At 71.4% G+C, this 14,446-nt stretch carries 14 protein-coding genes; 10 read left to right on the top strand and 4 right to left on the bottom strand.

Annotation, left to right across the window (positions count from 1 at the left end; translation table 11 throughout):
• The first annotated feature begins 1 nt into the window (after position 1).
• A complete protein-coding gene (locus CP983_RS28255) occupies positions 2 to 589 on the top strand; it encodes a TetR/AcrR family transcriptional regulator (protein ID WP_150502604.1) in 588 nt (195 codons plus the stop codon).
• A gap of 167 nt (positions 590 to 756) precedes the next feature.
• Here the strand turns inward: CP983_RS28255 and CP983_RS28250 are convergent, their stop codons facing one another.
• The 3 genes from CP983_RS28250 to CP983_RS28240 all read right to left on the bottom strand — a co-directional run bounded on the left by CP983_RS28250 (position 757) and on the right by CP983_RS28240 (position 3,498).
• Positions 757 to 1,014, bottom strand: coding sequence for a hypothetical protein (locus CP983_RS28250; protein ID WP_107905433.1), 258 nt, complete (start codon positions 1,012 to 1,014; stop codon positions 757 to 759).
• 99 nt (positions 1,015 to 1,113) lie between these two features.
• Entirely contained in the window at positions 1,114 to 3,240 is a 2,127-nt protein-coding gene (gene malQ, locus CP983_RS28245; protein WP_150502602.1) for a 4-alpha-glucanotransferase, read from the bottom strand.
• Positions 3,241 to 3,498, bottom strand: a complete 258-nt coding sequence (locus CP983_RS28240) for a hypothetical protein (protein ID WP_107905435.1) — start codon at positions 3,496 to 3,498, stop codon at positions 3,241 to 3,243.
• Between the two features lie 185 nt (positions 3,499 to 3,683).
• Here CP983_RS28240 and CP983_RS28235 point away from each other — a divergent pair, with 185 nt between their 5' ends.
• Genes CP983_RS28235 through CP983_RS28225 form a run of 3 tightly spaced genes read left to right on the top strand, consistent with a single transcriptional unit; the run spans position 3,684 to position 6,255 of the window.
• Entirely contained in the window at positions 3,684 to 4,217 is a 534-nt protein-coding gene (locus CP983_RS28235) for a PadR family transcriptional regulator (RefSeq protein WP_125529145.1), read from the top strand.
• Positions 4,214 to 4,912 (top strand): ABC transporter ATP-binding protein, encoded by a 699-nt coding sequence (locus CP983_RS28230; RefSeq protein WP_150502600.1) that lies wholly within the window; start codon positions 4,214 to 4,216, stop codon positions 4,910 to 4,912. Before CP983_RS28235 ends, CP983_RS28230 begins: the two co-directional genes overlap by 4 nt.
• Positions 4,909 to 6,255 carry an FtsX-like permease family protein gene (locus CP983_RS28225; RefSeq protein ID WP_150502599.1) on the top strand — a complete coding sequence of 449 codons (1,347 nt, stop codon included), beginning with the start codon at positions 4,909 to 4,911 and terminating at the stop codon, positions 6,253 to 6,255. Before CP983_RS28230 ends, CP983_RS28225 begins: the two co-directional genes overlap by 4 nt.
• Before the next feature lie 116 nt (positions 6,256 to 6,371).
• On the opposite strand, the gene CP983_RS28220 is transcribed toward CP983_RS28225, so the two are convergent.
• Positions 6,372 to 6,908 (bottom strand): HNH endonuclease, encoded by a 537-nt coding sequence (locus tag CP983_RS28220; protein ID WP_016435120.1) that lies wholly within the window; start codon positions 6,906 to 6,908, stop codon positions 6,372 to 6,374.
• Positions 6,909 to 7,231: 323 nt separating this feature from the next.
• On the opposite strand from CP983_RS28220, the gene CP983_RS28215 reads away from it, so the two are divergent.
• The 6 genes from CP983_RS28215 to CP983_RS28190 all read left to right on the top strand — a co-directional run bounded on the left by CP983_RS28215 (position 7,232) and on the right by CP983_RS28190 (position 14,428).
• Positions 7,232 to 8,320, top strand: a complete 1,089-nt coding sequence (locus CP983_RS28215; protein WP_125529142.1) for a mechanosensitive ion channel family protein — start codon at positions 7,232 to 7,234, stop codon at positions 8,318 to 8,320.
• Between the two features lie 201 nt (positions 8,321 to 8,521).
• Positions 8,522 to 9,757 carry an MFS transporter gene (locus tag CP983_RS28210; protein ID WP_150502597.1) on the top strand — a complete coding sequence of 412 codons (1,236 nt, stop codon included), beginning with the start codon at positions 8,522 to 8,524 and terminating at the stop codon, positions 9,755 to 9,757.
• Positions 9,758 to 9,916: 159 nt separating this feature from the next.
• The gene (locus CP983_RS28205; protein WP_150502595.1) at positions 9,917 to 11,128 is read left to right on the top strand and encodes an ROK family transcriptional regulator; all 1,212 of its coding nucleotides are present in this window, start codon (positions 9,917 to 9,919) and stop codon (positions 11,126 to 11,128) included.
• Between the two features lie 96 nt (positions 11,129 to 11,224).
• Positions 11,225 to 12,586, top strand: coding sequence for an ABC transporter substrate-binding protein (locus CP983_RS28200; RefSeq protein ID WP_176577095.1), 1,362 nt, complete (start codon positions 11,225 to 11,227; stop codon positions 12,584 to 12,586).
• A gap of 7 nt (positions 12,587 to 12,593) precedes the next feature.
• Positions 12,594 to 13,535 (top strand): carbohydrate ABC transporter permease, encoded by a 942-nt coding sequence (locus tag CP983_RS28195; RefSeq protein WP_107905442.1) that lies wholly within the window; start codon positions 12,594 to 12,596, stop codon positions 13,533 to 13,535.
• Between the two features lie 2 nt (positions 13,536 to 13,537).
• Positions 13,538 to 14,428: a carbohydrate ABC transporter permease gene (locus tag CP983_RS28190; protein ID WP_150502593.1), complete on the top strand. Its 891-nt coding sequence runs from the start codon at positions 13,538 to 13,540 to the stop codon at positions 14,426 to 14,428.
• Positions 14,429 to 14,446 lie beyond the last annotated feature (18 nt).

The following is a 14,446-nucleotide window of genomic DNA, read 5'->3' as shown; positions in this document are numbered from 1 at the left end:
CATGAACGAGAGCAGCTCCCCGCCCCCCGCCCCACCCCGCCGTTCCGACGCCACGCGCACGGCGATCCTCGACGCGGCCCGCGAGCACTTCGCGGCCGACGGGTACGAGCGCGCCACCATCCGCGCCATCGCCAAGCACGCGAACATCGACCCGTCGATGGTGATGCGCTACTACGGCAACAAGGAGGGCCTCTTCGCGGCGGCCATGGCCATCGATCTGAAGCTGCCGGCGCCGGGGGCACTGAGCCGGGAGGACGTCGGCCGGGCGCTCGTGACGCACTTCCTCGGCATGTGGGAGGAGAACGAGGTCCTCACGGCGCTGCTCCGGGTCGGCGCGACCAACCAGGCCGGCGCCGAGCGCATGCAGGGCATCTTCGCGGACCAGCTGCTGCCGCTCGCCCGCAGGGTGTGCCCCGACCCCGAGCAGGCCCCGGCCCGGGCCGCGCTGGCGTCTTCACAGCTGCTCGGACTGGCCCTCACGCGCTATGTGCTGCGCTTCCCGCCGGCCGTGGCGCTGGCCCCCGAGGAACTCGTGGCCTGGCTGGCGCCCACGGTGCAGCGGTATCTGACGGCGCCGCATCCCGCGTGAGAGCGGCCTGCGCGAGAGCGGCCTCCGGGGGCGGAAACGCGTCGAGGGCGCCGGCCTCGTCGTGCATACGGCGGATGCGCGTACGCACGACGGGGCAGGCGCCCTCGACGGAAGCAGGGATCAGGCGGGAGACGCCCTGATCGGGGTCGGGCCTTCGCCCGGCCTTGTCAGGCCTTCGCCTTGGCCTTGGTCTTCGGCTGGCGGTCCGAGGAGCGGTCCAGGACCATCACGAGGCCCACGATGACCAAGAAGATCACGGTCGGGGCAATGACGAACTGGGCCACCGTCTCGATGACGGACAGGCCCTGACCGGGGTCGTCGCCGTCGTCACGCGTGAGCGCGAGCGCGGGGGACGACATCAGGAGCATCATCAGCGTCGTACCGGCAGCCAGGGCGCCGGCGCGCAGGGCGTTCTTCTTGTCCACGGGGCCAAAAGTATCGAACGACGCGAAGGCCCGCGCGCCCGGGGTGCCGTATGAGGCCCGCCCCGGCCGGACGCGGGCCACCGCACGCCCGTCGCCGCGTCACTCCTGCGGCCCGATCCCGCCCCGCAGCACCTCGACCAGCCCCCACATCCGGGACGACCCCGCGAGCTCCTCCAGGGTCACCGGCTTCCCGTCCGCGTCGGCGATCGGCAGGCGCCAGTTCGGGTACTGGTCCCAGGTGCCCGGCAGGTTCTGCGGGCGGCGGTCTCCGACGCCGTCGGGGAGCCAGACGCCGATCATCCGGGCCGGGGTGCGCAGCAGGAAGCGGTGGACGGCCTGGATCTCGGCCTCCTCCTCCGAGGCGCAGTGCCCGCCGTGCGCTCCCCGCAGCATCCCCAGCCGGGACAGCAGCTCCAGCCACTCCCCCGTGTCCGCCGCTGCCTCCGCCCGCTCCTGTTCCAGCGGACGGGTCAACAGGCCCAGGCTGTCGCGGAGTTCGACGTGTTCGCCGGTGAGGCGGGCCGCGGTGGAGGGCAGGTCGTGGGTGGTTGCGGTGGCGAGGCAGTCGGCGCGCCAGGACTCCGGCGGCAGCGGCCGTCCGTCGCCGTCCCAGTCCCGCTCGAACCAGAGCACGGAGGTGCCGAGCACGCCCCGCGAGCGCAGCGCCTCCCGCACGCCCGGCTCGACCGTGCCGAGGTCCTCCCCTATGACCACAGCGCCGGCCCGCTCGGCCTCCAGCACCAGGATCGCGAGCATGGCCTCGGCGTCGTAGCGGACGTACGTCCCCTCCGTCGGCGCCTGGCCCTGCGGTACCCACCACAGCCGGAACAGCCCCATGACGTGGTCGATGCGCAGGGCGCCGGCGTAGCGGCACAGGGCCCGCAGCAGGCGGCGGTACGGCTCGTACCCGGACTCGGCGAGCCGGTCGGGGCGCCAGGGCGGCAGCCCCCAGTCCTGGCCGCGCGCGTTGAAGGCGTCAGGTGGCGCGCCGACCGACATGCCGGCCGCGAAGTACTCCTGCTGCGCCCAGGCGTCGGCGCCCCCGGGGTGCACTCCGACCGCCAGGTCGTGCACGATCCCGACCGGCATCCCGGCCTCCCGGGCGGCCCGCTGGGCGGCGGTGAGCTGGCCGTCGGTGAGCCAGGCGAGCCGGCAGTGGAAGTCGATCCGGTCCATCAACTCGGTGCGGGCGCGGGCGGTTTCGGGCGACCGTGGGTCCCGCAGCCCTTCCGGCCACTGCTGCCAGTCCGAGCCGTGCACCTCGGCCAGCGCGCACCAGGTGGCGTGGTCCTCCAGCGCGTCGCCCTCCCGGGCGAGGAAGTCGACGTACGCGGCACGCCGCCCGGGCCCGAGCGGTACCTCGCGCACGAGTTCCAGCGCCTCGCGCTTGGCCTCCCAGACGGCGTCCCGGTCGATCAGCGCGCCCTTCTCCAGCACCGCCTCGCGCAGCCGCCCGGCCCGTTCCAGCAGTGCCCGCACCCGTGTGCGGTCCTCGACGTACGCGAACTCGGGCACGTCCTCGACCCGCAGGTGCACCGGGTCGGGGAAGCGGCGGGAGGACGGACGGTAGGGCGAGGGGTCGGTCGGGGTTCCGGGTACGGCCGCGTGCAGCGGGTTGACCTGGACGAATCCGGCGCCGAGCGCCCGGCCGGCCCAGGTGGCGAGTTCGGTGAGGTCACCGAGGTCGCCCATGCCCCAGGAGCGGCGCGAGAGCAGGGAGTAGAGCTGGACGAGGATGCCGTACGAGCGTCCGGTGGGGGTGGGCAGGCGGGGCGGGGCGACGACGAGATGACTGGTCGTCGTACGGCCGTCCGGTGTCGTGGCGGTCAGCCGGTGGACGCCGGGCGGGAGCCGGTCGGCGGCGGTCCGGGTCTCGCCCTGCTCGGTCTCGACGCGCAGCCGGGTGCCGGACGGCAGTGCGGCCAGTGCCTCGGGTTCGGCCCCGCTCCAGCTCACCAGCGTCGGCGGCAGCAGCCGCTCCCGCAGTTCCCGGTCCCGGGCGGCGAGCGCGGCCGCGACGGCGGCAGGTGTGCTCGTGTCCACGTCGAGGGCGGCCAGGGCGCGGGTGAGCGCGGTCGCGGAGGCCGTGACGGTGCGGTCGGCGGACGGCTGGAAGGAGGTGGCCACGCCGTGCAGCTCGGCGAGGCGCGTCAAAGCGTCGGAAGGGAGATCCGCAGAGCCTTCGGGCCCTTCAGCACAGGCTTCGGCCGACCGCTGCGCTGTCATCTACGGCCTCGTGCAGTCCATGTCCATACCGGTGTCCATACCCAGGTCCCAGGTCGCCGCCTCACTCGTCAGCGGCGCGGCGTCGGCGAGCGGCGGCTCGCTGGTGAGCGGCTCGAAGTCGGGGAGGGGTGGTTCGCTGGTCAGGGGGGTCTCGACGCAGGCGCCCTCGGCGCTGAAGACGCAGTCGTGCATCTCGGGCTCGATGGGCGCCTCAGGTTTGGACTGGGCCGGGAGCAGAAGGTGTGCCGATGCTGCCACGGGGGCCTCCTCTTCATGGTGCGGCGTACGGGATACCGCAGCCCTACCCAGCAGGCGCGACGGCAGACGTACAGAGTCCAACAACGTGCCCCTCATCACATTCTGTTCCACCGACCGAGGATTCCCCTGATCACTTCGACGCCGACTATTCACTCAGTACATGTACTCAGTACATAATGATCGCCATGAGCACCCGTCACATCCTGCTGGGCCTGCTCGCGACGGGGCCGAGCCATGGCTACGACCTCAAGCGACGCCACGACGAACGTTTCCCGCAGGCCCGCCCGCTGGCCTACGGGCAGGTCTACACGACGCTGCAACGGCTGGTCCGCGACGGACTCGCCGAGGTCGACGGCACCGACTCCGACGGCGGGCCCGAGCGGACGATGTACCGCACGACCGACGACGGAGCGCGCGAACTGGCCCAGTGGGCGGGCGAGATCGCGCCGCCGGCGCCGTTCGTGACGAACGAGATCTTCGCCAAGGTCGTCGTGTCGATCCTGTCCGGCGGCGACCCGGACGCCTATCTGCTGTCCCAGCGCGCCGCCCACATGACACGCATGCGGGAGCTCACGGCCCTCAAGACCGCGCCCGGCGCCGATCTCGCGTCGGTGCTCTCGGCGGACTACGCCCTCAACCACCTCGACGCCGACCTCCGTTGGATGACGACCACGGCGGCCCGGCTCATCACCCTGACCGCGGAGGTCGACCCAGCATGAGCAACCAAGAGGACGGCGCGGTACCGCTTCTGGCGGCCCGTGACCTCGTCAAGGCGCACGGCAGGACCGAGGCCCTGCGCGGCGCCACGGTCGAGCTGCGGCCCGGCGAGATCCTCGCCGTCACCGGCGCGAGCGGCAGCGGGAAGTCCACGCTCCTGCACTGCCTGGCCGGCATCGTCCGCCCGGACTCCGGCGCGGTGACGTACGGCGGCGAGCGGCTCGACCGGCTGCCCGAGCGGCGGCTGAGCGAGCTGCGGCGTACGGAGTTCGGGGTGGTCTTCCAGTTCGGGCAGCTGATCCCGGAGCTGACGGCCCTGGACAACGTGGCGCTGCCGCTGCTGCTCGGCGGTGCCCGGCGGCAGGAGGCGCAGTCCAGTGCCGGTGAGTGGCTGGAGCGGTTCGGGGTGCGCGGCCAGGAGGAGCTGCGGCCCGGCGAGATGAGCGGCGGCCAGGCCCAGCGGGTGGCCCTGGCCCGGGCCCTGGTCACCGGCCCGAAGGTGGTCTTCGCGGACGAGCCGACCGGGGCCCTGGACTCCCTGGCGAGCGAGCAGGTGATGTCGGCGCTCACGCACACGGCCCGCGAGTCGGGCACGGCCGTACTGCTGATCACCCACGACGCCCAGGTGGCGGCGTACGCGGACCGCGAGGTCCGGCTGGCGGACGGCGCCGTGCTGCCGCTGGAGGTGGGGGTATGAGCACCGATCTCCGGCTGGCCTGGCTGCTCACCCGGGGATCGGACCGGCGCGAGTGGTGGCGGGTCGCGCTCACCGCGGTCGGCGCGGCCCTCGCGACCGGCATCGGGCTCGCGTTCGCGACGATCGCCTCGATCAGGGGCCATTACTCGGTGTCGGTCGGCTCAGGACTCCTCGATGCCGCCAGTGACCGCCAGGGCGTGATGGTCACGCTGCTGATGCTGCTGGTGCCGGTGCTCGGGTTCCTCGGGCAGTGCGCCCGCGTGGGGGCCGTGCACCGCGACCGGCGCCTTGCGGCACTGCGGCTCGCGGGTGCCACGCCCGCTCAGGTGCGGCGGATCGCGGCGCTGGAGGCGGGGCTGGCCTGTCTCGCCGGGTCGGCCCTGGCGACGGCGGTCTCCGTCCCCCTCCTGCTGAGCCTGTGGCAGCACCCCGAGCCCCTGGCCTGGGTCGGAGTGGCCCTCGTCGCCGTGGCCGTCCCGGTGCTCGGCGCGGCCGTGAGCGCGCTGGCGCTGCGCCGCGTGGTGGCCTCGCCCCTGGGCTGGGTACGGCGGGTGCGCCCGACCCGGGGGCCGGGGAGGGTGTTCGGCGCCCTGACCGTGCTCCTGGTGGTGCCGGCCGCCTACGTCGGTCTGAACACGTACCGCGGCAACCGGCTCGGCATCGCCCTCGGGCCGCTGACGGTGTTCGCCACGAGTCTGCTGCTCGGCGCCGCGGCCGTCTGGCTGGCGGGCTGGTCCTCGCGGCGGCTCGGCACCGCTCTGGCCGCGCGCGCCCAGCGCCCCGCGCTGCTGATCGCGGCGGAGCGACTGCGGGACGACCCGTGGGCGACGGCCCGCACCCATGCCGCGGTACTGCTCGTGACGGTCGTCGGTACGGCCTTCGCCGGGATCCGCGCGGTGATGCTGCACATCGTGAACGGCACCACCCAGCTGTCCGAGCGCAACGCGTACTACACCACCGGCCTCGACCTCACCGGCGCCGCGATCCTGCTCGCGCTGGCGCTGACTCTGTCGGCCCTGGCCGTCGGCACGGCCGAGTCGCTGGCCTCCCGTCGCCGGGGACTGGCCGCGCAGGCCGCGGCGGGCGTGCCGCAGAGCGTGCTGGGACGGGCGCTGCTGCTGGAGACCGCGCTGCCGCTCGCCCCGGCGGTGCTGCTCGCGGGCGCCGGCGGCACGGCGATCTACGCCGGCTGGGCCGAGCTGATCGACGACGCGGTCGGACCCGTACCGCTGCTGCCCGTGCTGGTCCCGGTGGCCGTGTACGCCGCCTGCCTGCTGGCCGCGGCCATGTCACTGCCGCTGCTGCGCCGCTCGGTCCGGCCCGCGGAGCTGCGGTACGCCTGAGCCGGCGTCCGTGCTGCCGTCGCGCACCCGGGCAGCCGTCCGGCCCCGAGGGCACGGGGGACCCCCGGGGCCGGTGGCACGCGCGCCGTCCTCCAGGTGTGCGAAAGCCCGGGTCGTCAGGCGGAAATGCCGTCGATCCGGGCCATGGCGTCGTCCGCGCCGAATGGTTGCAAGTACGGCAACCAGCGCGGGTCCCTATGCCCGGTGCCGATGATGCGCCAGGCGAGTCCGGTGGGTGGAGCGGGTTTGTGGCGCAGCCGCCAGCCGATCTCGAAGAGGTGTCGGTCGGCCTTCACGTGGTTGCAGCGGCGGCACGACGCCACCACGTTGTCCCAGACGTGCTTGCCCCCGCGGCTGCGCGGAATGACATGGTCGACGCTGGTTGCGACGCCACCGCAGTACATGCACCGGCCCCCGTCGCGGGCGAAGAGCGCCCTGCGGGTAAGAGGAACGGGCCCCCGATAGGGAACCCGGACGAATCGCTTGAGCCGGACCACGCTGGGTGCGGGGACTGTGACGGTTGCGCTGTGCATGAAGGCGCCGGACTCCTCGAGGCATACGGCCTTGTTCTCGAGGACGAGGACGAGCGCGCGGCGGAGCGGTACGACGCCGAGTGGCTCGTACGACGCGTTGAGGACCAGGACATGCGGCACGGATGCCTCCTTGGGCGTCGGCGGCGCGTGGCTCGCGCCGGGACGATCTGTAGTCAGTCTCCCCTCTTGCCTGGTGAAAGCGCCACCATGTCCCGGTAACGGGCTGGGAGTGTTTTCGACCACATCTCATTCATCCCCCGGACGATGAACGGTTCATCCCACCAGTTCATCCCCAGGTAGGCACGTTTCCTCCCTCGAACATGGCGACGATCCACACACGATGCCCCGATAGTGTGGTGGGCCTGCCCCGCCGGTGACCTTTTCGTGACCTTGACCGACCTTGACCGCTGACCGATGGGGCGGGCCGCTTGGAGGTACCTGCCGTGTCCCTGTCCGCCGTCCTACTGGCCGCCGACCCGTCCCCGACGCCCTCGGAGACGACGACCCCGGCGGTCCCCTCGATCCGGGACGCCCACGAGAGCGCGGCCGAGGCCGCGAGCTGGGTCGAGCAGAACTGGAGCACCTGGCTCGCGATCAGCCTCCGGGTCCTGCTGATCCTGGTGATCGCGGGAGTGCTGAGAGTCTTCGTGCGGCGGGCGATCACCAAGCTCATAGACAGGATGAACCGCACCGCCCAGGCGGTGGACGGCACGGCTCTGGGCGGCCTGCTGGTCAACGTCGAGCGGCGCCGTCAGCGTTCGCAGGCGATCGGCTCGGTGCTCCGCTCGGTGGCCAGCTTCCTGATCATGGGCACGGCCGCCCTGATGGTTCTGGCCACCTTCGAGATCAACCTCGCCCCGCTGCTGGCGTCCGCCGGTGTCGCGGGCGTGGCGATCGGCTTCGGCGCCCGCAACCTGGTCACCGACTTCCTCTCCGGCGTCTTCATGATCCTCGAGGACCAGTACGGCGTCGGCGACTCGATCGACGCGGGCGTGGCCTCCGGCGAGGTCATCGAGGTCGGCCTGCGCGTGACGAAGCTGCGCGGCGACAACGGCGAGATCTGGTACGTCCGCAACGGCGAGGTCAAGCGCATCGGCAACCTCTCGCAGGGCTGGTCGACGGCCGGCGTGGACGTCACCGTCCGCTCCTCGGAGGACCTGGACAGGGTCCGGGAGGTCGTCGGCGAGGTCGCCGAGCGGATGAGCAAGGAAGAGCCCTGGAACGAGCTGCTGTGGGGCCCGATCGAGGTGCTCGGCCTGGACAGCGTGCTGCTGGACTCCATGGTGGTCCGCGTCTCGGCGAAGACCATGCCGGGCAAGGCCCTGACGGTGGAGCGCGAACTGCGCTGGCGCATCAAGCGCGCCTTCGACGCCGCCGACATCCCGATCGTCGGCCGCGCTCCCGTCCTGGTCGAGGAGGCGAGCTCGGCCGACCCGACGGCGGGCATGGCCGCGCCCTCGGCCTACTCCAACACCACCTCGCCCCAGTCCCAGGCGGCCACACCGCTGACGCCGCCGAGCGTGACGAAGTAGGCGGGACGCGACAGAGGGGCTCCGGGCATCGCCGGGAGCCCCTCTTTTTCTGCGCGCGCCGAGCCCCGGCTGCCGCCTGCGCGACGGCGTACATCCGCCGGTTGTACGGCCCGGCCCCTCGGTTGTTTGATCCGCGCGCGTCCACCTGGCTTTGATGGCCCGGTCCGGCAGGGCGGTCGCGGGTGAGCGGGGTGGTGGGCGGTGGCGGGCGGGCGGTCGTTGGGGCGGCGGTTCGGGTGGCTGTGGGCGGCCTACGCGGTCAGTTCGCTCGGGACGTGGCTGGCCTTCGACGCGTTCTCGTTGCTCGCGGTCGTCGTGCTGGACGCCGGGGCGACCGAGGTGTCGCTGCTGGCGGCCTCGGGGCTCGCGGTGGGGGCGGCGCTGGCGGTGCCGCTCGGGGCGTGGGTGGAGTTCCGCCCGAAGCGGCCGGTGATGGTCGCGGCGGATCTCATCCGGTGCGCGGCGCTGCTGAGCCTGCCCGTCGCGTTCGCGCTGGACGCGCTCGATCTCGGGCAACTGCTGCTGGTGTCGGTGGCGGTGGCCGCGGCGGACATCACCTTCAACGCGGCGAGCGGCGCGTATCTGAAGTCCCTCGTGCCGCCGCGGGACCTGCTCGTGGCGAACGGCCGCTTCGAGGCCACGATGTGGACGGCCACGGCACTGGGCCCGCCGCTGGGCGGCGCGGCGTTCGGGATGCTCGGCCCGATGGCGACGGTACTGGCGAACGCAGTGAGCTTCCTCCTCTCGGCACTCGGCATCAGGGCGATCGGCGGCGAGGAAAGGATGGCGTCCCCTCCTGACTCCCCCTCAGAGCGGCCCCGGGCGCGGGACCTGCGGGCCGGCTGGCGGCATCTGCTCGCCGAGCCCACCCTGCGCCCGCTGTTCCTCAACACCGTCCTGGTGAACTCCCTGATCATGGCGTCGGCTCCGCTGCTCGCCGTCCTCATGCTCGGCCCGCTCGGCTTCGCCCCCTGGCAGTACGGCCTCGCCTTCGCCGTGCCCTGCCTGGGCGGCCTGCTGGGCTCGCGGCTGTCCCGGCGTCTGACCGCCCGGCACGGCAGCCGCCGGATCCTGCTCGCCGCCGGCACCCTGCGCGCCTGCTGGCCCGTCGGCCTGGCCCTCGTCGGCCCGGGCACCCCCGGCCTCCTCCTGGTCATGGCCGTGGAGTTCGGCCTGATCACCTGCGCCGGCGTCTTCAACCCCGTGCTCGCCACCTCCCGCCTGGAGATGACCCCGCCGGACCGCGTCACCCGCACCCTCGCCGCGTGGTCGATCAGCACCAGGACCGCGACCGCTGCGACCACCGCGCTGTGGGGATGGCTGGCGGCCCTGACCGGCCCGCGCACGGCGATCGCCCTCGCCGGCGCCCTGTTGCTGGCGACGCCCCTTCTGCTCCCATGGCATGAGCACGATCGGCGGGTCGGCGCCCTCAAGTAACGACTCGGTTGCCTGCCGGACCACCTCTCTTGACGCCGACTTCCCGCCGGGCTTACGTTCCTCCGCAGCGAATAGGAAACTTTCCTAACAGTGACCTTGGATGGACTTCCGTCGTAGATCGCTGAGAAGCTGGTCAGCCGAGAGGCAGGTGTCGACACCATGGCAGGAACCGCCGGTACGCCGGGCACCCCGCGCGTCCTGCGCGCCATGAACGACCGTGCCGCCCTGGACCTCCTCCTGGAGCACGGACAGCTGTCCCGCACCCGGATCGGCAAGCTCACCGGCCTGTCCAAGCCGACCGCCTCCCAGCTGCTGGCCCGCCTGGAGGCCGCCGGCCTCGTCCTGGCGACCGGCACGACGGAGGGCCGCCCCGGCCCCAACGCCCAGCTGTACGAGGTCAACCCGACCGCCGCGTACGCCGCCGGGCTCGACGTCACCCCCGAACGCATCCTCGCCGCCGTCTCCGACATCACGGGCCGCACGGTCGGGTCGTACGAACTGCCCACCCCCGGCAGACGCCCCGCCCAGCCCGTGGTCCGGCAGGTCACCGACGCGCTCGACGGCGCGGTGAAGGCGGCGGGACTGGCCCGCGACGACGTCCACCGGCTCGTCATCGGCACCCCCGGCGCCTTCGACCCCAACACGGGCCGGCTGCGCTACGCCTCCCACCTCCCCGGCTGGCACACCCCCGCGCTCCTGGACGAACTGGCGGCGGCCCTGCCGATGCCGGTGGAGTACGAGAACGACGTCAACCTCGTGGCGGTGGCCGAGCAGCGGCTCGGCGCGGCCCGCGGTCACGAGGACTTCGTGCTGCTGTGGAACGAGGGCGGTCTCGGTGCCGCCCTGGTCCTCGGCGGCCGGCTGCACCGCGGCTGGACCGGCGGTGCGGGCGAGGTGGGCTTCCTGCCTGTTCCCGGCACGCCCCTGGTCCGCCAGGTGACCAAGGCCAACAGCGGCGGCTACCAGGAACTGGCCGGTTCCCAGGCCATCCCGCGCCTCGCACGCGAGATCGGCATGTCGTCGGTCCCGTCGACGCCGTACGCCGAGGCCGCCGCCACCCTCGTCGAGCGGGCCGCCCGGGAGGACACCGCCCTCAACCGGCTGCTCCTGCAGACCTACGCGACCCGGCTGGCCACCGGTCTGGCCTCCCTGGTCTCCGTCCTCGACCCCGAACTGGTCGTCCTCAGCGGCGCCTCCCTGACCGCCGGCGGCGAGGTGCTGCGTGCCCTCGTCCAGTCCGAGCTGGAGGAACTGGCCGCGTCCAGGCCCCGGCTCGTCGTCGGCGACGTACATGAACACCCAGTGCTGCGGGGCGCGTTGGAGAGCGCGTTGGCGACCACGCGCGACGAGGTCTTCAACACCTCACGCTGACCGCCCGCCCCGTTCGACTCACCTCCTCGACCCACCTCCCGCCTCACCCACCGCCTTCCCTTCACCCACCCCGTCCCGCCCCTGGGAGACCTCGCCATGCCCGGAAAGTCCTGGAAAGTCATACCCTCAGCATCCCGGAAGACCGCCGCGGCGCTCGCCGCCTCCGCCTCCCTGGCCCTGCTCGCCACGGCCTGTACCGGCTCGTCGGAGTCCGCCGCGAACGACGACCCCAACGCCAAGACGACGATCACCTTCTGGCACGGCTGGAGCGCGCCCGCCGAGGTCAAGGCGATCCAGGCGAACGTCGACGCGTTCGAGAAGGCGCACCCGAACATCACGGTGAAGGTCGTCGGCAACATCAACGACGACAAGCTCAACCAGGCGCTGCGCGCGGGCGGTTCGAACGGGCCGGACGTGGTGTCGTCGTTCACGACCTCCAACGTCGGCAAGTTCTGCTCCTCCGGCGCCTTCCTCGACCTGAAGCCCTTCATCGAGAAGTCCAAGCTGGACCTCGACAAGCTCATCCCGAAGCCGATGCTGGACTACACCCAGTTCGAGGGCACCCGCTGCGCCCTGCCGCTGCTGGGCGACGCCTACGGCCTCTACTACAACAAGGACGCCTTCGAGAAGGCCGGCATCAAGTCGCCGCCGAAGACCTGGTCGGAGTTCGCGCAGGTCGCCAAGAAGCTGACCGTGAACAAGGGCGACAGCTACCAGCAGCTCGGGTTCATGCCGACGTACCACGGCTACGAGACGGTCGTGGACCACTACATGTCCCAGTGGGACCACGCCTACTTCGACAAGGACGGCAAGTCCAGCATCGCCGAGGACCCGGCGTTCGCGGAGATGTTCACGTACCAGAAGAAGCTCATCGACGACCTCGGCGGCTTCGCGAAGCTGGAGAAGTACCGCAACACCTTCGGTGACGAGTGGGGTGCCAAGCACCCGTTCCAGACCGGGCAGGTGGCCATGCAGCTCGACGGCGAGTGGCGGCTCGGGATGGCGAAGGACGCCGGCGTCGACTTCGAGATCGGCACCGCCCCGATGCCCGTCGCCGACGACGAGGCCGACGAGTACGGCAAGGGCTTCCTCTCGGGCACGATCATCGGCATCGCCCCGCAGAGCGAGAAGCAGAACGCGGCGTGGGAGCTGGTGAAGTACCTGACCACCGACACGCAGGCCGTGGTCTCCTTCGCCAACGCCATCCACAACGTGCCCTCCACGTTCGAGGCGCTGAAGTCGCCCGACCTGAAGGTCGACCCCGGTTTCAAGACGTTCCTGGACATCGCCCAGAACCCGCACTCGAACACGCCGCCGGCCTCCGTCAACGGCTCCACGTACCAGACGACGCTCCAGGACTTCGGCTACCAGTACGAGTCCGGCAAGGTGAAGGACCTCAAGGCCGGTCTGGAGAAGACCGCGAAGCAGATCGACACCGACATCGAGCAGGCGAAGTAGCCTCCCGATGTCCACGCACACTCTCCGCGCGAAGCGCCGCAGGTCGGCGCTTCGGACGGTGGCCTTCCTGTCACCGTGGCTCATCGGGTTCGGCGTCTTCTTCGCCTATCCGCTGGTGTCCACCGTGTACTTCTCCTTCATGAAGTACGACGGCTTCGGCACACCGGTGTTCCGCGGCCTGGGCAACTGGGCCTACGTCTTCAACGACTACCCGCTGTTCTGGCCCGCCCTGCGCAACACGCTCTGGCTCGTCCTGGTGATGGTGACCTGCCGGGTGGTCTTCGGCCTCGGCGTGGGCCTGCTGATCACCAAGATCAAGACCGGCACGGGCGTCTTCCGGACCCTGTTCTACCTGCCCTACCTGGCCCCGCCGGTCGCGGCGACCCTCGCCTTCGTCTTCCTCCTCAACCCCGGTACCGGGCCGGTGAACTCGGTCCTCGACAGCCTGGGTCTGCCGACCCCCGGCTGGTTCACGGACCCCGCCTGGTCCAAGCCGGCCCTCACCTCGCTCGCGCTGTGGGGAGTGGGCGACCTCATGGTCATCTTCATGGCCGCGCTGCTCGACGTACCGAAGGAGCAGTACGAGGCCGCCGAGCTGGACGGGACCTCCGCCTGGCAACGGTTCCGCTACGTCACCCTGCCGAACATCTCGCCGATCGTGATGTTCGCCGTGGTCACGGGCGTGATCCAGACCATGCAGTACTACACCCAGCCCTTGGTGGCCGGGAAGGTCGCCTCCGGCATCATCGGCGGCTCCGGCCAGCAGTTCGAGCCGGGCTACCCCGACAAGTCGACCCTCACCCTCCCCCAGCTCGTCTACAACCTCGGCTTCCAGCGCTTCGACTACGGCTCGGCCTGTGTGGTCGCACTCGTACTGTTCGCCCTCGCCATGGCGTTCACCGCGCTGCTGATGCGGCGCCGGGGCGGACTGATCCAGGCAGGTGACTGACCATGACCCAAGTGCTGGACAAGCCGGTGCGGCTGGACCCCCCGTCCGTCGCCGAGCGCACGGCCCGCCGCAAGGCACTCCTGGAGTGGATAGCGGTCCATTCCCTCGGCGTCGCGGCGGCGCTGTTCTTCACCCTGCCCTTCGTCTTCGTCGTCCTGACCTCGCTGATGAGCGACCAGCAGGCACTCACCCGCGACCTGGTCCCGGACACCTGGGAATGGGGCAACTACACCAAGGTCTTCGACACCCCCGGCTTCCTGACCTGGTGGAAGAACACTCTGATCTACGCGGGCCTCGGCACGGTCCTCACCGTGGTCTCCTCGATCCCCGTGGCCTACGCGCTCGCCAAGTTCCGCTTCCGAGGCCGCAACACAGCCCTCATGCTGGTCATCTCGATGATGATGCTGCCGCCCCAGGTGGTCATCATCCCGATGTACCTGTTCTGGGCGAAGCAGCTGGACCTCTCGGGAACCCTGTGGCCCCTGATCATCCCGATGGCGTTCGGGGACGCGTTCTCGATCTTCCTGCTGCGCCAGTTCCTGATGACGATCCCGAACGAGTACCTGGACGCGGCGAAGGTGGACGGCTGCGGCGAACTGCGCACGCTCCTTCGGGTGGTCCTCCCCATGGCGAAGCCGGGCATAGCCGCGGTGGCCCTCTTCCAGTTCTTCTACGCGTGGAACGACTACTTCGGGCCCCAGATCTACGCCTCCGAGAACCCCGGCGCCTGGACGCTCTCCTACGGCCTGGAGTCGTTCAAGGGCGCCCACCACACCGACTGGAACCTGACCATGGCCGCGACCGTGCTGGTCATGGCCCCCGTGATCCTCGTGTTCTTCTTCGCCCAGAAGGCGTTCGTAGAGGGCGTCACGCTCACCGGAGTAAAGGGTTGATGCACGCATGCAGCGTCT

The organism is Streptomyces chartreusis (assembly GCF_008704715.1).
GTDB lineage: Bacteria > Actinomycetota > Actinomycetes > Streptomycetales > Streptomycetaceae > Streptomyces > Streptomyces chartreusis.
The sequence above is the reverse complement of the archived record's forward strand: the minus strand, read 5'-3'. Positions and strand labels throughout refer to the sequence as shown.